13 protein-coding genes and 1 riboswitch are annotated in these 18,300 nt (G+C 62.7%); of the genes, 4 read left to right on the top strand and 9 right to left on the bottom strand.

Translation table 11 applies throughout. From position 1 onward, the window contains the following. Position 1 precedes the first annotated feature (1 nt). Positions 2 to 484, bottom strand: coding sequence for an MSMEG_0572/Sll0783 family nitrogen starvation response protein (locus tag H4I92_RS13055; protein WP_077531005.1), 483 nt, complete (start codon positions 482 to 484; stop codon positions 2 to 4). 271 nt (positions 485 to 755) lie between these two features. On the opposite strand from H4I92_RS13055, the gene H4I92_RS13060 reads away from it, so the two are divergent. From H4I92_RS13060 to H4I92_RS13075, 4 genes are all read left to right on the top strand, one after another. Beyond that, complete coding sequence (locus tag H4I92_RS13060) at positions 756 to 2,156, top strand: aminotransferase-like domain-containing protein (protein ID WP_077531006.1); 1,401 nt, start codon at positions 756 to 758, stop codon at positions 2,154 to 2,156. 342 nt (positions 2,157 to 2,498) lie between these two features. Beyond that, complete coding sequence (locus H4I92_RS13065; protein ID WP_218668216.1) at positions 2,499 to 3,932, top strand: circularly permuted type 2 ATP-grasp protein; 1,434 nt, start codon at positions 2,499 to 2,501, stop codon at positions 3,930 to 3,932. Positions 3,933 to 3,958: 26 nt separating this feature from the next. After that, a complete protein-coding gene (locus H4I92_RS13070) occupies positions 3,959 to 4,867 on the top strand; it encodes an alpha-E domain-containing protein (protein ID WP_223073628.1) in 909 nt (302 codons plus the stop codon). Continuing rightward, positions 4,864 to 5,652 (top strand): transglutaminase family protein, encoded by a 789-nt coding sequence (locus H4I92_RS13075; RefSeq protein WP_077531008.1) that lies wholly within the window; start codon positions 4,864 to 4,866, stop codon positions 5,650 to 5,652. The genes H4I92_RS13070 and H4I92_RS13075 overlap by 4 nt, the downstream gene beginning before the upstream one ends. A gap of 84 nt (positions 5,653 to 5,736) precedes the next feature. On the opposite strand, the gene uca (H4I92_RS13080) is transcribed toward H4I92_RS13075, so the two are convergent. From uca (H4I92_RS13080) to uca (H4I92_RS13115), 8 genes are all read right to left on the bottom strand, one after another. Next, a complete protein-coding gene (gene uca / locus H4I92_RS13080) occupies positions 5,737 to 9,333 on the bottom strand; it encodes an urea carboxylase (RefSeq protein WP_077531009.1) in 3,597 nt (1,198 codons plus the stop codon). Between the two features lie 83 nt (positions 9,334 to 9,416). Then, complete coding sequence (locus H4I92_RS13085) at positions 9,417 to 10,058, bottom strand: urea amidolyase associated protein UAAP2 (RefSeq protein ID WP_077531010.1); 642 nt, start codon at positions 10,056 to 10,058, stop codon at positions 9,417 to 9,419. Next, the gene (locus H4I92_RS13090) at positions 10,058 to 10,804 is read right to left on the bottom strand and encodes an urea amidolyase associated protein UAAP1 (protein ID WP_077531011.1); all 747 of its coding nucleotides are present in this window, start codon (positions 10,802 to 10,804) and stop codon (positions 10,058 to 10,060) included. Before H4I92_RS13090 ends, H4I92_RS13085 begins: the two co-directional genes overlap by 1 nt. Next, positions 10,801 to 11,616: an ABC transporter ATP-binding protein gene (locus tag H4I92_RS13095; protein WP_077531012.1), complete on the bottom strand. Its 816-nt coding sequence runs from the start codon at positions 11,614 to 11,616 to the stop codon at positions 10,801 to 10,803. Before H4I92_RS13095 ends, H4I92_RS13090 begins: the two co-directional genes overlap by 4 nt. Before the next feature lie 11 nt (positions 11,617 to 11,627). Further along, positions 11,628 to 12,446: an ABC transporter permease gene (locus tag H4I92_RS13100; RefSeq protein WP_077531013.1), complete on the bottom strand. Its 819-nt coding sequence runs from the start codon at positions 12,444 to 12,446 to the stop codon at positions 11,628 to 11,630. A 67-nt stretch (positions 12,447 to 12,513) separates the two neighbouring features. Beyond that, positions 12,514 to 13,569, bottom strand: a complete 1,056-nt coding sequence (locus tag H4I92_RS13105) for a putative urea ABC transporter substrate-binding protein (protein ID WP_077531014.1) — start codon at positions 13,567 to 13,569, stop codon at positions 12,514 to 12,516. 53 nt (positions 13,570 to 13,622) lie between these two features. Then, positions 13,623 to 13,721, bottom strand: a riboswitch (guanidine-I (ykkC/yxkD leader). A 208-nt stretch (positions 13,722 to 13,929) separates the two neighbouring features. Then, complete coding sequence (locus H4I92_RS13110) at positions 13,930 to 14,643, bottom strand: GntR family transcriptional regulator (protein ID WP_077531015.1); 714 nt, start codon at positions 14,641 to 14,643, stop codon at positions 13,930 to 13,932. Positions 14,644 to 14,660: 17 nt separating this feature from the next. Beyond that, positions 14,661 to 18,299, bottom strand: a complete 3,639-nt coding sequence (uca, locus tag H4I92_RS13115) for an urea carboxylase (protein ID WP_077531016.1) — start codon at positions 18,297 to 18,299, stop codon at positions 14,661 to 14,663. Position 18,300 lies beyond the last annotated feature (1 nt).

Genomic DNA, 18,300 nt, shown 5'->3' on the forward strand with positions numbered 1-18,300 from the left:
TCTACATGGTCCAGGTGTGGACGACGTAGGCGTTTTCGTTACGGTGAATCAGCTGGAGATCGAGCACATCCAGGGGGTTGATGGGACGGATGCCCTCGACCAGTGCCGGTTCCCCGTGGCCGTAGAGGGCCTGCAGCGCAAACCGGCAGGCATAGACCTTGCCCCCTTCGGACATGAAGGACTTGAGCTGTTCCTCGTAGTTCTGGTGCCCGGGGAAAGCCTCGTCACCGATGGTGGGAAAGCCACGCTGCACTCCGAGGGTGACGCCGGGGCCGTAAAGCAGGATGCTGGTCTCGAAGCCCTTGCGCTGGAGGCGCTTGGCCTGCAGCAGGTTCACGAGGCCAATGGAGCCTTCAAAAGCCACCGTGTGAAAGGTGACCAGGGCTTTTTCGCCGGGTTCGGCCTGGACGTCCTCGAAGACTTTCTCTTCGTAGTCGACGTAGAAATCACCCTTCTGGTAATTGGGAGCACTGACTTCGGGCATGATGGATACTCCTGATAGCGGTCATGGCTTAATGGGAAGTCCGGATGGCATGGCGCCGGCCGGCTTCATCCAGAGGGATTCAAGCCCCGTGCCAATCATTGCGATCGATATGCGATCATTGACCCATCAATTGATGTAAGTATAGGCTGCGCCGGAAACAAAGAATTTTGTGCAGATATCCGGGTCAGTGTCCTTCAGTAAATGGGTACGAGGCGGACTGCACTCCTTGGGAGCAGGAGTTGTCAGCGTTGAACCAGAGTGGAGCACAGGGATGAGTAATGATCTCAGCCGGTGGGCGAACCGAATTCGCCGCAGTGAACGGCCCACCTATCATGCGATCGCTGATGCGATCGATGAGGACATACAAACGGGCCACCTGCGCTCGGAACAGAAACTTCCCGCCCTGAGGACAGTGGCGAGGGCCCTGGGAATCAATTTCACCACGGCGGCTCGTGGCTATGCGGAAGCTGCGGAGCGGGGCCTGATCCGTGGCCGCCCCGGCAGTGGCAGTTATGTCAGAGGGGAAGTCGCGTCCACGCCGGTGAAACGCAGCAGCCCCATCGGTGTCATTGATATGTCCATGAACATGCCGCCGGAACCCCATGATCCTGATCTGATCAACCGGTTACGGTCGGGGTTTGCCAGCCTGGCCCGGGAAGAGGATCTGTATGGGTTGCTCCGTTATCAGGAATTCGGTGGAACCATGGCGGATCGTGAGGCGGCGGCGAGCTGGCTGTCCAATCGACTGACGGGCGTGGATCCGGCCAATGTGCTGATCTGTCCGGGCGCACACGGTGCATTGTTGGGGTTGTTCGCAGCGCTGGCCCGCTCTGGTGACAGCATTGCCTGTGAAGCTGTCACCTATCCCGGCATCAAGGGAATCGCGGCACATCTGGGGGTGCGCCTGGTGGGCCTGCCGACAGACACCGAAGGCATGGATCCGGAGGCATTTGCCGCGCTCTGCGCCTCGGATCCTCCGAAGGCGCTTTACATCAACCCCACGCTGAACAATCCGACGACGGTCACCATGCCTATGGAGCGGCGCCGGGCGATTGCCGAGGTCGCCCAGCGCTATGGCATCCCGATCATCGAGGATGATCCCTATGGGTGCCTGCCCGAAGAGCGTCCGGCACCGATTGCTACCATGGCGCCGCAGCTGACGTTCTACGTGGCGGGGCTCGCCAAGGTACTGGGCCCAGGGATGCGTATCGGCTTCCTGGTTCTTCCCAACGTCCGCTATACAGCACGCCTCAACTCAACCCTCTCGGGACTGGTGGTCATGGCGAACCCGGCCATGATCTGGCTCGCCACACGCTGGATCGAGGATGGAACAGTACGTGCTATGACCCGGGCCATTAGGGAGGAGTCCCGAGCCCGACAGATGCTGGCCGGGGAAGTGCTGAAAGGGATGGATTATCGAGCGCAGCCCGAGGGCTTCCATCTGTGGCTCCAGGTGCCCGCGCCCTGGACCCGGGTTGAGCTCGGCAATCGGCTGCGGTCCTGCGGTGTAGCAGCGGTGGTTTCCGATACCTTTACCATGCGCGGCCCGGCCCCGGAGGCGCTGCGGATCTGTCTGGGCGGTGCCAGCAGTCGTACCGAGTGTCACCGTCACCTGGAGATCGTTCATGACGCGATTGAGTATCTACCGGGCGTTGCCGCCGGCACTAAATGACCTGGTGTTCTTCGGACTCCCGCAAGCGAGGGGCGAAAACGGTTGGTTTAACGACTCCGATCATATGGTCCAGTGATCCACCCAAAGTAGCTCCATAATTACCATGAATTCTGTTCAGAAAGGATAAAAGGGGACCAGTTCAGCAGTCGCTCCACAATGGATCATTTACGCTGCTTGTGCCCGGAAAAATGGCATCCTTGGGAGGGTACCCGGGGATGCTGCTCCCTGGATCGACGTTTTCCGACGATGGCCCGGGAATTGCTTCAACGGCCAGAGTAGTGCCATCGCCCAGCCATCAGTGTTGGATCAGAAAATTGTACGCTCGGGAAGGGGGTCCACCCAGTGCGTATTGAAAAAGCCCCACCTACGCTTTATGACGAGATTTTTGATAAAGAGCATCGTGCCCGACCCCATTGCAGGGGACTGGAGCAATGGCTTGAGCAGGCCGACGAGGCTCTGCTCGCCGAGAAACGCAGGGAAGCGGATGTTCTGTTCCGGCGGCTGGGGGTCACGTTCAATGTCTATGGCGAAGACGAGGGCATCGATCGGCTCATCCCTTTTGACCTGATTCCCCGTGTGCTGTCCGCTGCGGATTGGCAACGTCTTCAGGTGGGGCTGCGACAGCGAGTCAATGCACTGAACCGCTTCCTGCATGACATCTACCACGGCTACGAGATCATACGTGCTGGGGTTATTCCGGCAGAACAGGTTTTTGCCAACCCCCAATACCAGCCGGGGATGCAGAATCTCAAGGTGCCGCGCAACATCTACGCTCACATCGCTGGCATTGACCTGATCCGCCATAACGATGGCGAATTCTATGTACTGGAGGATAACCTGCGCTGCCCCAGCGGCGTCTCCTATATGCTGGAAAACCGCCGTATGATGATGCGGCTGTTTCCGGAGCTGTTTGCCCGTATGCCGGTGGCCCCCGTGGATCACTATCCCTCGCTGCTGGGAGAAACCCTCAAGGCGGCATCGCTTCAGACCAACCCCACGGTAGTTCTTCTGACTCCTGGCCGATTCAATAGCGCCTATTTCGAGCATGCCTTCCTGGCCAGGCAGATGGGCATTGAGCTGGTCGAGGGCGCCGACCTGTTTGTCCGGGAGAATCGGGTCTTCATGAAGACGACAGCCGGACCCAGGGCAGTGGATGTAATCTATCGGCGCGTGGACGATGAGTTCATTGATCCGCTGGCCGGGAATCCCGAGTCGATGCTTGGTGTACCCGGCCTTTACGCCGCGTACCGCTGTGGCAATGTCGTCCTGGCCAACGCCATGGGTAACGGGGTTGCCGATGACAAGTCCATCTATCCCTTCGTGCCCGAGATGATCCGCTTTTACCTGGGCGAGGAACCAGTCTTGCGCAATGTACCGACCTGGCAGTGTCGGCTTGAGCAGGATCTCAAGTATGTACTCGATAACCTTGAACAACTAGTGGTCAAGGAAGCCCAGGGCGCGGGCGGCTACGGCATGCTGATCGGCCCCTCGGCCAGTCGCGCCGAACTGGACAACTTCCGGGCGGCACTCAAGGCAAGGCCGGAGCACTACATTGCGCAGCCGACGCTCAGCCTTTCGTCCAGCCCTACGTTCGTGGGCAACGGTATTGCGCCTCGCCACCTCGACCTCCGACCCTTTGTGCTCTCTGGCAAGAAAGTGCAGATGGTCCCCGGCGGATTGACCCGTGTGGCATTGCGTGAAGGCTCGCTGGTGGTAAATTCTTCCCAGGGCGGGGGGACCAAGGACACCTGGGTCTTGGAATCCCCCTCATGCTGAGTCGCGCTGCTCTGAGTCTGTTCTGGATGGCTCGCTACTTGGAGCGGGCCGAGAGCCTGGTGCGGCTTCTGGACGTCAGCCTGACCATGGGGCTTATCGATGTGCCGGAAGATCGTCAGGAGCAGCTGTCTGTCCCGCTGCTCGTCACTGGAAGCCGGGACACCTACTCGAGTCTTCACAACGAACTGACGCCACACTCACTGATTGAGTTCCTGCTACTTGACAGCCGGCACTCGGGCAGCGTGTACAGTATCATCTGCAACGCCCGCGATAATGCGCTCCAGGTCCGGGGTAATCTCTCCGCTGATGTCTGGGAGAGCATCAACCTGACCTGGCTTGAGCTCAAGGAGATGCGCACCAACGGGGTTACCGAATCCTCGGCAGGTCAGGCATTTGACTGGATACGGGCGCGTTCCCATGTCTTCCGCGGCGCCGCCTACGGCACCCTGCTGCGCAATGATGCGTTCCGGTTTCTGCGACTCGGGACCTTCGTTGAGCGCGCGGATACGACCGCCAGGGTTCTGGATATTCGCTACTGGCTGGCGAGCCAGTCTGACAGCGAGGAGGCCTCTCGGCCCTTCTTCGAGTGGAATGCGCTTCTGCAGTCACTGGCTGCCTTCGAAGCGTATCAGACCATTTACGGCTACACGCCGGATGCCATGAACGTAGCGGAGCTTCTGATCTTGAACGAGGACGTGCCGCGTTCACTGCATGCCTGCCTCAAGGAGATCGCCGGTCTGCTTGAGCAGATCGAGGGGGATCGTGGCCGGGGGGCGAAACGACTGGCGACCAGCCTTTACGCGAATGTGAAGTATGGCGACCGGGACTACATCAAGCATCGCGGTCTGGGGCCCTATCTGGAGGACTTCATTGTCCGTATCCAGGGGATTGCCGATCGGATCGAGACGGATTATATGGGGTGGCAGCGATCATGAAACTGCATGTTCGCCATAAGACGATCTACCGCTACCAGACGCCGGTGACCAGCACCATCCAATACATCCGTCTGCGGCCCCGGAACACGACGCAGCAGAAGGTGCTTGAATGGTCACTGGAAATGCCGGGTGAGACCAGCCAGATGACGGATGGATTCGGCAATCAGGTGACCGTTATGACCCTGGACGAGCCGGTTTCGGAAATCATCCTGTCGGCGCAGGGCCTGGTCGAGCTCACAGCGCGCCCTCTGGCGCGTAACGATTCGCCGTTTCCTCCGCAGGTGTTTCTGCGCAACACACAGCTGACCCAGCCGGATGAGGCCCTCAAGGACTTCGCAGGCCGCTATTCGGCCAACAAGCGTGGTTTGATGCGCCTCATGACGCACCTGCGCGAGGAGGTAACCTACAGGTCCGGCGCAACGACAGTAACCCACACGGCTTCGGAAGCGTTCAGCCAGAAGGAGGGCGTGTGCCAGGATCACACCCACATTTTCCTGGCCTGCTGCCGTTTCCTGGGGGTCCCGGTTCGTTACGTCAGCGGTTACATCCACTCCAGCGATGACCAGCATCTGGAAACCCATGCATGGGCGGAGGCCTACCTGGGGAGTAACTGGCAGACCTTTGATGTTGTGAACACACTGAATGCCCCTGAAAGTCACATCAAGCTGGCCATCGGCCTCGATTACCAGGATGCCGCGCCGGTTCGGGGTGTGCGCAGTGGCGGCGGCATGGAAACGCTGAGTACCATCGCCCGCGTGAGCCAGTCCGCCGCCGCTAATCAGTAGGCATTCAGATCAACTGTCCCGTAACAGGCTAATCCGGTCACGCAGCGCCTACAGTTGATCAGCCAGGGCGAAGTCCCGTTGTGTTCAATGCGCCAGTACCATCACCGCCTGGCCGGCATCAATCTGCTGTCCCTCCTGGCGGGCAATATGGGTGATTGTGCCGGCCTCGGGTGCTGTCACTTCGATCTCCATTTTCATGGATTCGAGGATCGCCACGACCTGATTTTCTTTCACGGCGTCCCCCTCGCTGACCAGGAGCTGCCAGATATTGCCGGCGGTCGGTGACTCCACCGGTGTGCCCTCGGGCAGCTCATCCGCCTCGTGCTCGCCCAGGTCCTGCTGGGATTCGTAGTTGATGGCGCCGCTGGCGACCCAGCGTTCCAGTTCCTCCTCGAAGGCCTGATTGCGGGATTCGGTGAAGGTCCGGATGCTCTCGGCGTTGGCCTCCAGGAACTGCTGGTACTCGTCCAGATCGAAGGTGGTTTCTTCGATCTGCAGCGGAAAGTCGCCCTTGGGGTGATCCCGGCGGATCTGCTGCAGCTCTTCCGAACTGACCTCGTAGAAGCGGATCTGGTCGAAGAAGCGCAGCAGGTGCGGTTCCGTGAAGTGGCGCGTGCGCCGGTAACGGTTCCAGACCTGCAGGGTGCGGCCCACGAACTGGTAACCGCCGGGGCCTTCCATGCCGTAGACGCACAGGTAGGAGCCGCCGATGCCGACGGAGTTCTCCGCCGTCCAGGTGCGGGCCGGGTTGTACTTGGTGGTCACGAGGCGCTGGCGGGGGTCATAAGGGGTGGCTACCGGCGCGCCCAGATAGACGTCACCAAGGCCCATGACCACGTAGCTGGCAGAGAACAGGATCTGCTTCACGTCATCGATGCTGTCGAGGCCGTTAATGCGCCGGATGAACTCCAGGTTGCTGGGGCACCAGGGCGCGTCGCTGCGCACCGACTGCATGTACTTGCGGATGGCCTCGTGGCAGGCCTCGTCATCCCAGGACAGGGGCAGCCAGACAATGCGCGAGGCCACCTTCTGTTCCTTCTGGTTCTGCAGGTGCTCTTCCGCTTCCTTCAGCAGCTGCAGGAGGCGTTGGCGGTCCATGACCAGCGGATCAAAGTGGATCTGCAGAGAGCGGATACCGGGTGTCAGTTCCAGCACGCCCGTCAGGTCCTGTTCCTGCAGCCAGAGCATCAGGGCGTGGGCACGGAAGCGCAGGCGCAGGTCCAGCTCAATGGGACCGTATTCCACCAGCAGGTAGCGGTCGCCACAGGGCCGGTAGGTGACGGCCACGCCGGCTTCTTCAGCGCTCAGTGACTGGAGGATGGGAGTCGTCGGGCGTTGGGATGTGACCGCCGGAGTCTGGTCCTCGAGGGCTGCGATGCTCTGGTTGCGGGCCTCGGTGAGACGGTCGGCATCCTCCAGGCTGACAGGCTCGAAACGCACAGTGTCGCCGGCCTTGAGCTGGCCCAGTTTCCAGAGGTCGGTCTGGATGACGGTTGCCGGGCACACGAAGCCGCCCAGCGAGGGGCCGTCCGGGCCCAGGATCACCGGCATGTCGCCGGTGAAGTCCACGGTGCCGATCGCGTAGGCGTTGTCGTGGATGTTGGAGGGATGCATACCCGCCTCACCGCCATCCCGCCGGGCCCATTCCGGCTTGGGACCGACCAGGCGGATGCCGGTGCGGTTGGAGTTGTAGTGGATCTGCCAGTCCGCGCTGAAGAAGGTCTCCATGTCCGCTTCGGTGAAGAACTCCGGCGCGCCATGGGGCCCGTAGGTGCAGCGCAGGGTCCATTGGGTGGTGAGTCCGGGTGTCATGGATTCCGGCAGCGCCCTGGTTTCCGGAACTTCCGCCTCGGCGTCCAGGTGCAGCACATCGCCGGTGCGCAGCGCCCGCCCGCCGTGCCCACCGAACTGGCCGAGCGTAAAGGTGCTGCGCGAGCCCAGGTGGGGCTGGCACTGGATGCCCCCGGCGATGGCCAGGTAGGCGCGGGCGCCGTTGCCGGTCACCTTGCCCAGTTTCAGGGTCTGGCCTGCAGCCACCTCCACAGTCCGGTTCAATGGCAGGATGTCACCGTCCAGGGTGGCGTTCAGGTCCGCGCCGGTCAGGGCGATGGTGGTGGCGCTGTTGAAGCGCAGGGTGGGGCCGTTCAGCGTCAGCTCCAGCCCGGCGGCGCCCTCGTCATTGCCCAGGAGGCGGTTGGCCAGGCGGAAGCTGAGGTTGTCCATGGGCCCGGAGGGTGGAATGCCCACCGGCCAGTAGCCGATCCGGCCGGGGTAGTCCTGCACCGTGGTCATGGTGCCGCTGGCCAGCACGTCGATGGTGGCCGGCTGATAAGTGAAATCGTTCAGGTAGCGGGTGGTCATGCGGCCCCGGGCGAAGACCTCGTCCGCGAGGATCGCGGATACATACTCCCGGTTGGTCTCAATACCCTCGATAATGGTCTGCGCCAGTGTCTCCTGCAGCGCTGCCAACGCCTGATCCCGGTCGGCCTCCTCGTGCACGATCATCTTGGCCAGCATGGGGTCGTAGAGGGCGGAGACCTCCAGACCAGCCTCGATCCAGTGGTCAATGCGCCGCCGGCCGCCATCCGCTTCCGGGAATTCCACATGGGTCAGCAGCCCGGCACAGGGCTGGAAGTCCTTGTTCGGATCTTCCGCGTAAAGGCGGGCCTGTATGGCGTGGCCGGTGGGTTCCAGGTTAGCGGCAAGCTGTTCGATGTCACCCAGTTCACCGGCGGCCAGCTTCACCATCCACGCGACCAGATCCACGCCGTAAACCTGCTCCGTTACACCATGCTCCACCTGCAGACGGGTGTTCATCTCCAGGAAGTAGAAGCGGTGGGTGTCCTGGTCCATGATGAACTCGACCGTGCCGGCATTGCGGTAGTTGACCGCCGAGACCAGGCGCGGGGCGGTCTCGTGGAGAGTGGCTCGTACATCGTCAGGCAGGTTGGGAGCGGGTGCCTCTTCCAGGACTTTCTGGTGGCGTCGCTGGGCGGAACAGTCGCGCTCGCCCAGGGCCACGGCTTTTCCGTTGCCGTCACCGAACACCTGCACCTCGATGTGCCGGGCGTTCTCGATGTATTTCTCAAGGAAGACGCTGTCGTTGGCGAAGTTGTTGGCGCTCAGACGGCGTACGCTGTCCCAGGCCTTATCCAGGGTCTCGCTGTCGTGGCAGATCTGCATGCCAATGCCGCCACCGCCGGCGGAGCTCTTGAGCATGACCGGGTAGCCGATCTCCTCGGCGGCCTTCAGGGCGCTGGCCTTGTCGTCCAGCAGGCCGGTTCCCGGGAGCAGGGGCACTTCGGCCTTTTCGGCGATTTCGCGGGCGGTATGCTTGAGGCCGAATTCGGTCATCTGGTGCGGGCGCGGGCCGATAAAGGCGACGCCCGCGGCTTCGCAGCGTTCGACAAAGTCGGGGTTTTCGCTAAGGAAGCCGTAGCCGGGGTGGATGGCGTCGATGCTGGCGTCTTCGATGATGCGGAAGAGCTTGTCCTGGTTGAGGTAGGTTTCTGTGGCGGAGCCATCGCCCAGGGACCAGGCTTCGTCGGCCTCGCGGACGTGCAGGGAGTCCGCGTCGGCTTCGGCGTAGACGGCGACGCTTGTGACGCCGAGGTTGCGCAGTGTGCGGGTGATGCGGCGGGCGATGGCGCCGCGGTTGGCGATCAGTACCTTGTTGAACATGATCCTGGTCTCGCTTTTGCGGGTCGTCCCGCCTGGTTGTTACCGGTCCACTGGGGTCGTCCCCGGGACTCAGTCTTCCGAAATCAGCTGTCCCAGACAGCAATCTCTAACGGCGTGGGATCAAAGCCACTGCAGGGGTTGTTGAGCTGCGGGCAGTTGGAGATCAGGACGATCACATCCATCAGCGCCTTCATCTCCACGTACTTGCCCGGGCCCGAAATGCCGTCGGCAAAGCTCAGTCCGCCTTCCGGCGTGATGGGTACGTTCATGAAAAAGTTGATGTTGTGCGCGATGTCGCGCTTGGTGACCCCGAAGTGTTCGTTTTCCTGGATCGCGTTCATCCAGTTGTCCCGGCATGAATGCATGCAGCGGCGGTCATGGGCGTAGCGCACGGTGTTGCTCTCGGAGGAGCAGGCACCGCCCAGGGTGTCGTGGCGGCCGCAGGTATCGGCGATGATCTCGAGCATCGGGTTGTTGCGGTTGGAGCGCAGCACGCTGCCAGTGCCCAGGTAGACGTTGCCCTGTTCGCGCACGGTGTCATTGGCGCTGTAGCGCTCGGCCGGGTCCAGGGCGCTGTAGAACAGCGTGTCGGCGGCTTCGTTGCCGTCCACGTCGGTGATGCGGACGGTCGAGCCCGCCTTGACGGTGCCCATGAAGTAGTCGCCGGCGCCGATGCGCTGGCTGTAGCGGGCATCATGGGTCTGGCGGAAGCTTTCGGTCAGCATCAGGCACCTCCTGCATCGGTCAGGCGGACGGGGTCGTCCAGGTAATAGAGTCGGGTGTTTTCCATGGCCCGACGGCTTGTGGCGTGGGCATTGACGCATTCGTCATCCGGTGTGACCGGGTCGGTCTTCAGGAATTCCACCTGGATGGGCTTCTTCGGGTACTCGGTTGCCGGGTTCAGCGGATGCGGGCTGGTCGCGGCGATGACCAGGGCATCCATGTCGAAGCGCAGGGTCACGCTGGCGCCGGGGCGGTTGTGACCGTCCACGTAGCGCATGTTGCCGGCGTCGTCGGTCTCCACCCGGCTGAACAGGTTGAGGTTGGCGTGCAGGTCGCGCTCACTGAGCCCGTACTTGGCCAGTTCGGTAAGGAAGCTTTCCTCGCCGGAGAGGCACCATTCGTTCATGTATTCCTGGAAGGACCAGCGACCGAAGCGCTCGTAGCAGGCGCCCCGGGTCAGGGTACCGCAGGCGGAGTCGTGGCCGCCGAAGTCGTCCTCGACGATGGAGGCGATACAACGCCCCATGTCGGAATAGAGGCAGTGGCCCTGGGTCAGGCGGAAGATTTCCTGGGCCTTCATGGTGTCGGGCGCGTTGTAGCGCTCCATGAGCATTTTCGGGTTGAAAATGAGCAGGGCCAGGTTGCCGCCGCCTTCCACGTCCGTCAGGCGCAGGCCAGTGTTGCGGCGCATGCGGAAGGACCAGTGGTGGCCTCCGGGCAGGGTGTAGTCGTAGAGGAGTCGACTCATGAGTGTTCTCCTGTCGGTTGCGGGGTTTGGGTGTCGATGGTCCGGGCGGTGGCATCCACGTCGGCATTGATGTCGTCCAGCACGCCGGTGTCGTCGCGGCCCACGGCGAGGTCGTAGGTGATGCGGGCGCCGTAGGCCTCGGGGGCCTGCGGGTCCAGGCGCTCCTTGTCGAAGACCCAGAGGCGGGTGCCCAGGGCAAAGCCTTCCTCAATGTCGTGCGTGATCATGAAGACGGTAAGCTGCTGCTCGCGCCACAGGCGGCTGACCAGCTCGTGCATATCCCGTCGGATGCCCGGGTCCAGGGCCCCGAAGGGTTCGTCCAGAAGCAGGATCCGGGGTTTCTTGATCAGGGCCTGGGCAAGGGCGAGGCGCTGCTGCATGCCGCCGGAGAGTTCGTGGGGGTACTTGTCGAGGGCGTGTTCCAGGCCCACCTCTTTCAGCATGGCGATGGCGTCATCCCGGAGCCGGCGCCGGTGGGCGCCGAAGACACGCCCGAGCCAGCGGCTAGCTTCCAGCTCGCCGGCGAGCATGACGTTGCCGGTGGCATCCAGGTGCGGCATCACGGAGTAGCGCTGGAAGACGATGCCGCGTGTGGCGTCCGGCTCTTCCGGTATCGGCTTGCCATCCAGAAGCAGCTCGCCGCGCGTGGGTGTCTCGGTGCCCAGCAGCATCTTCAGGAAGGTGGTCTTGCCGCAGCCGGAGGCGCCCACCACGGTGACGAACTCGCGTGCCTCGATGCTGGCGTTGAGCCGTTCCAGCACTACGTCCTCGCCGAATTCCTTCCACAGGTTGCGGATTTCGATCATGGCCATAGTTGCGCCCCCTATTGGCCGGTTGCGTGGAACCAGGGGTAACGCCACCTGGACCAGCGGTTGAGCAGGAAGTCGATCACCAGCGCCAGCAGCGTGATCCAGAGGACGTAGGGCAGGATCACGTCCATGGAGAGGTAGCGCCGCACCAGGAAGATGCGGTAGCCAAGCCCCTCAGTGGCGGCGATGGCCTCGGCGGCGATCAGGAACAGCCAGGCGGTACCAAGCGCGAGGCGCGTGGTGGCCAGCAGCCGTGGCATGATCTGGGGCAGCATCAGGCGGGTGATGGTCTGCCAGGTGTTGGCCCCGAGCGTCTGCATCTTGATGATCTGTTCCTCGGGGATCTCAAGGGTCCGCTGCTGCATGTCCCGGATCATGAAGGGCGTCACGCCAATGATGATCAGCATGACCTTGGCCAGTTCCTCCAGCCCGAACACGATGAACAGGATTGGCAGGATGGCCATGGGGGGGACCAGGGAGATGCCCACGACCAAAGGCGAGAGCGTGGCTCGCACATAGGGAATGGCGCCGTTGGCGATACCGAATATCAGGGCCAGCGCGGCGGAAAAACCAATGCCGATACCAAGCCTCTGAAGGCTCGCCAGGGTGTCCTGGAGCAACAGGTAGTCGCCGGAGCGCTTGCTGGGTTCAAACGCCATGCGTTCGACCGCCTCAGCCATCTGGGTCAGTGAGGGCAGCAGGGGGTCATCCGGGTTCTCCGCCAGTCGTGCCGTCGAGGCGCCGATGTAGATCGCCAGCAGGAGGGCGAATGGCAGCAGGCCCAGGAACCAGCGGGCGTAGCGATTGGGTTGGCGGTTGATCAGTTTCTTCATGGGATCAGCCCGTCAGCGGGAAAACGGGCCGGCTCCGGAGAGCCGGCATGCGTTGGAGGTGATGGGGTCAGAGTTCCCCGTCTGCGGCCTGCTGCATGTACTTGTCCGTAAAGCGCAGGTTCACGTTGCCTTCGTTACCGTAGGTCCCGGACGGTGTCTCGATGCCCACGGCTTCCGCGCTGGGCGCACCCTGGCCGAGCAGGCCATGACGGAAAGAGAACTCGGCCACGTTCTGCATGGTTTCCAGCAGCTGGTCACTACGGGTGAAATCCACCGCTTCGGAGGGGTCATGGAACATGTTGGTCGCCTCCAGCTGGGCCTCGTAGCCCTCAAGATCGGTGCCCGCGGCATTCGCCATATGGGTGCGGGCCTCAATGGCGGTTTCGTCGCTGCCCTGCATGTGGGCCATGATCTCGTACCAAGCGCCGGTCAGGGCTTTGCCGAACTTGGGGTTCGCTTCCAGGGTTTCTGTGTTGACCACCATCAGGTCCATGATCTCGCCAGGGATCTGTGAAGAGTCGAACACCAGGTTGGCATTGGGCTGTTCCAGCACTGAACTGAGCTGCGGGTTCCAGGTCACCACGGAACTGACGTCGGGTGTGGCGAAAGCGGAGACAATGTCCGCATCGGCGGTGTTGACGACCTCGATATCACGCTCGGACAGCCCGACGGATTCCAGACCCCGTGCCAGCAGGTAGTGGGAGACAGAGAGTTCCACCAGGTTGACGCGCTTGCCCTCGATCTCGGCCAGGTCATCCTCGTTCTTCATGACGATGCCATCGTTGCCATCGGAGAAGTCGCCCACCAGCAGCGCGGTGGAGTCCACGCCGCCGGATGCCGGGATGGTGAGCGCGTCCATGTTGGTCATGGTGCAGCCGTCGAAGCGGCCGGAGGTGTACTGGTTGATGGACTCGATGTAGTCGTTGATCTGGACCACGTCGATTTCGATGTCGTACCTGTCAGCCCATTTATCAACGATGCCTTCGGCATCGCCGTAATCCCAGGGCATCCAGCCCACATAGATGGACCAGCAGACACTGAATTCGTCCTTGGCAAGGGCGGTGCCGGGCAGCATGCCGGCGGCGGCAATGAAGGGGAGTGCGGTAAGCAGCTTGGATCGCATGTCGAGCCTCCTGACGGTGGACTGGGAGGAATCAGATGGCTGTTCAGCCTGTATCCTCCCGGGCTTTTGTCCCGCCGTGTAACCTTCAGAAGGTCGACCGCTCTCGGACCAGACGCCACGTCGGTGTGGCCGGAACCCTAGCTGTCCATTTCAGATTGTCTTGGAACGGACCGGGCAGCACAGCGCCGCTCAGTCATCTGATTCCTGTCTGGTAGATTGCAACCACAGTGCCACCTATGGAAAAGCCTTTAATGACAGTAGCCTGGGGGATCTGATGCTGCCGTGGTCTGGACTCGGGTGCGCCACCTTGGTGCAGCTGAGAGGGGTGTGCCCCGGTTGGGGGCAGATTGGGCCTGGAACCTAAGGGCGGCCTGGTTCCCGGCGCCGATGCTGTTGCGAAACCTCCCGGATGCGCTCCAGCGAGATGCCCTTGACGGCCTCCTGGCTGGTACGGATATGGGCGGTCATTTTCTCCGCGGCCTCACCGGGATTGTTGGCGATCAGTGCCTGCAGGATCTCGGCGTGTTCCCGGTAAGTGGCATCGATCCGGTCGGGCCGGGTGAAATCAAGCCGGCGCACGATGCGCAGCCGGTCCGTTATCCGCTGGTGCACCTGGGTCATTTCGTCGTTGTCGGCCGCCGCCACCAGCTCACAGTGGAAGCTCTCATCGAGGGCACGCACGGTGCTGCCGAAAGCTCTCTCGGAGGGGGCATCCGGGTTCCAGATGTCATTGAGCAGCCGCAGGGCGGGTGGCGGCTTATCCAGGCGGCAGATCTTGTGCATGGCGGCCCGCTCAAGGGTGATGCGCAGGTCGTAGAGCTCCTCGATCTGCTTGAAATCCAGCTGCCGTATCTGCCAGCCACTGCGGAAAAGCACGTCCACATAGCCTTCGCGTTCCAGCCGGTACAGCGCCTCGCGCACCGGCGTGCGGCTGGCCGAAAGCCGCTGCGCGATGTCGGATTCACTGAACTTGTCGCCCGGGATCAGGCGGAACTCAAAGATATCCTCCTTGAGCGCCTGATAGATCCGGTCGGCCATGCTTTCGCGCTGTGTGGGGGCGCCGGATTCCGCCATTGGGGGTCATCGCCTGCTCAGGAATCGGTTTGAATGCTCACCAGAGGGGCTCCCGGTGAGACCGCTTTACCCGGCTCACAGTGTATCGCACTGATGCGGCCACTGTCGGGCGCTGTCATCTCAAACTCCATTTTCATGGCTTCCACAATGACCACTGGATCTCCCTGGGCAACGGTGTCGCCCGGCTGCACCAGGCACTTCCAGATGTTACCCGCGATCTCGGCGCTCACCAGTTCGCCAAGCGCCTCCAGCTCATCCGTTGCCGGGCGGTTGCTGGCGTCATGGAGTGCCTCCACGGCCCGGTCCTCGCTTTCCTTCCAACGGGCAACCTCCTCATGGTAGGCGGCCCGCTGGTGTTCGCGGAACTGAGCGATCGAGTCCGCATGCTCGTCCAGGAACGCCTTGTGCGAGACGAGCTCGAAGGTCTCCTCCTCAATGGGGATGGTCAGCTCACCGGCGCGGAACTGATCCCGCAGCTCATGCAGCTCCTCCTCGCTGACCGGGTAGAACGAGACCTGGTCGAAGAACCGCAACAGCCAGGGCTTGCCGGCTTCGAACTGGGGGTTTTTGAGGTGCTTGTTCCAGATCGGCAGGGTGCGCCCAACCAGCTGGTAGCCCCCAGGTGAGTCCATCCCGTAGATGCACATATAGACGCCGCCGATGCCCACGGTTCCCTCCGCTGTCCAGGTCCGGGCCGGGTTGTACTTGGAGGTCATGAGCCGGTGGCGGGGATCCAGTGGCACGGCGCAGGGGGCACCCAGATAAACGTCACCCAGGCCCAGCACCAGGTAGCGTGCGCTGTAGAGCACGTCGCGGACTTCATCCCGGTGTTCCAGGCCATTGAGGCGCTGGATGAAATCCACGTTGTTGGGCAGCCAGGGCGCGGTATCACGCACGGATTGGCGGTATTTGTCCACGGCCTCCAGGGTGGCGGTATCCTCGAACGCCATGGGCAGGTGCAGCACCCGGCTTCGGACCGTGAGTTCATCCGTTGCCGGCAGTGTCTGCTCAATGTCCAGCAGTGTCTGGATCAGGGATGACTGTGGCAGACGGTGCGGGTCGTAGCGCAGCTGCAGGGAACGCACCCCCGGCGACAGTTCCAGGAGGCCCACCAGGGCCCGATCTTCCAGCGCCTCCATAAGGCCGTGAATGCGCAGGCGGAAGCCCAGGTCCATAACGTTGGGCCCGTATTCCATCAGTATGTAGTTGTCGCCGGCCTGGCGGTAGCACACGGCGGGCCCGGTATCGGACTCCGGCAGAGAGGCCAGGATGGTGGCGGAGGCTTCCTTTTCGGGCTCCAGCCTCGGGGGCTGCCACGCCGGCTCTGGCTGGTGCTGTAGAGTCGCTATGGTGTCTTCCCGCTGCTGGGTCAGTGCCATGGCGGTGTCCATGTCCATGGGGACGAACTGGATGGTGTCGCCTGGTTTGACCTGACCCACCTTCCACAGTTCCGCGCTGGCGATGGTGACCGGGCAGACAAAGCCGCCCAGGCTGGGCCCGTCCCGCGTCAGGATCACGGGCATGTCGCCGGTGAAGTTGATGCTGCCGATGGCGTACTCGCAGTCGTGGATGTTGGAGGGGTGGAGGCCTGCCTCGCCGCCGTCGGTCCGGGTGAACTCCGGGCGGGGTCCGTTCAGCCGGATGCCCAGCCGGTTGGAGTTGTAATGGACTTCCCAGGCGGTATCTAAGAAGCGCGTGATGGAGTCCCGGGTGAAGAACTCCGGTGCGCCATGCGGGCCGTAGAGCACGCCGATCTGCCAGTGGTCCGGATACGTTGGAATCAGCGCGGGATCCGCCGGGGCGGGTGCGGTTTCGGGCGCGGCAGTGGTGCAGGCAGGCAGTTCCGGCTGGTTGAGCGGGACGGTGTCTCCGGCGCGCAGTGGCCGGCCCCCGTGACCGCCGAACTGGGCGAGGGCGAAGGTGGCTCGGCTGCCCAGGTATTCGGGCACGTCGAAGCCGGCGCGCACGGCCAGATAGGTGCGGCAGCCTGTTGTCGCCCGGCCCACGGTCAGGGTCTGGCCGGCCGATACGGTTACCGGTTCCCAGAACGGACAGGGGGTGCCGTCGATGTCCGCGTCCGTGCTGGCACCGGTCAGGGCAATGACGCTGTCACGGTGAAAGGTCAGGGTGGGGCCTATGAGGGTGCACTCCAGGCCGGCAGCTTCCGGGGCATTGCCCGCGATCCGGTTGGCCAGGCGGAACGCGTAATCGTCCATGGGGCCGGAAGGCGGTACGCCGATGTGCCAGTAGCCGACACGCCCGGGGCAGTCCTGGACGGTGGTATAGGTCCCAGGTTTGACCACCTCGACCACGTTGGGCCTGTATTCGAAGGTATCCAGTGAGGATGTGGCGACCTCGCCGGCACTGAAGGCCGGGTCCGCCAGAACCTGGCGCAGGTAATCCAGATTGGTGGCAATGCCCAGCAGGCGGGTCTCGTCCAGCGCGTTGCGCAGGCGCGCCAGCGCGTCGTCGCGGTCGCGCCCGTGTACGATCATCTTGGCCAGCATGGGATCATAGTGCGGTGAGACTTCGGTGCCGGTCTCCACCCAGCCGTCAATGCGCACATCCTTTTCCGGCCAGTGGACATCATTGAGTTCGCCGGGCGCTGGCTGGAAGTCCTTGAGGGGGTCTTCGGCGTAAAGCCGGACTTCCATTGCCGCGCCCTCGAACCGTGGCTCGAACGCATCCAGATCCGGGGACTCACCAGCACCGATGCGCAGCATCCATTCAACCAGGTCGATGCCGGTCACGCATTCGGTTACCGGATGCTCCACCTGCAGCCGCGTGTTGACCTCCAGAAAATAGAAAGCGTCACGGTCTGCGTCATAGATGTACTCAACCGTGCCGACCGACTGGTAGTTCACCGATTTACCGAGGGCCACGGCGGCATCCAGCATGGCGCGGCGGGTCCTGGCGGGCAGGTTCGGCGCCGGTGTTTCCTCCACTACTTTCTGGTTACGGCGCTGCAGAGAGCAGTCGCGCTCGCCCAGCGCGATCACACGCCCTTGTCCGTCGCCGACAATCTGGACCTCCACATGGCGGGCGCGGGCGATGTAACGCTCCAGAAAGACGCCGCTGTCATTGAAGAAGCTTTCGCCAAGACGCTGCACGCTCGCAAAGGCCTGGCGCAGTTCATCCGCGGTGTCGCAGCGGTTGAGGCCGATGCCACCGCCTCCGGCCGTTGACTTGAGCATCACCGGATAGCCCAGCTGCTCGGCGCTGGCCAGTGCTTCTTCGAGGCCGCTCAGCAACCCCGTACCTGGTGCGAGGGGGACGGCGGCGTCTTCGGCCAGGGCCCGCGCGCGGTGCTTGAGACCGAACTCACGGATCTGATCCGGGGTAGGGCCGGCGAAGTGGATTCCAGCATCCGCGCAGGCCTCGGCAAAGTCCGCGTTCTCCGAGAGGAACCCGTAACCGGGGATGATGGCGTCAGCACCCGATTCGCGCGCAATGGACAGAATGCGCTCTGTGTCGAGATAGGTCTCGGCGGCGCTCTCGCCGGTTAGTGGATAGGCCTCATCAGCGAGTGTGGCGTGCTGGCTGTGGCGGTCCGGATGGGAGTAGACCGCAATGCTGGTGATGCCCAGCCGCTTGAGGCTTTGGATGATGCGCACCGCAATCTCGCCCCGGTTGGCCACAAGAACCTTTGAAAACATG

The organism is Vreelandella halophila (assembly GCF_019903425.1).
In the GTDB taxonomy this organism is placed as follows: Bacteria; Pseudomonadota; Gammaproteobacteria; order Pseudomonadales; family Oleiphilaceae; genus Halospina; species Halospina halophila.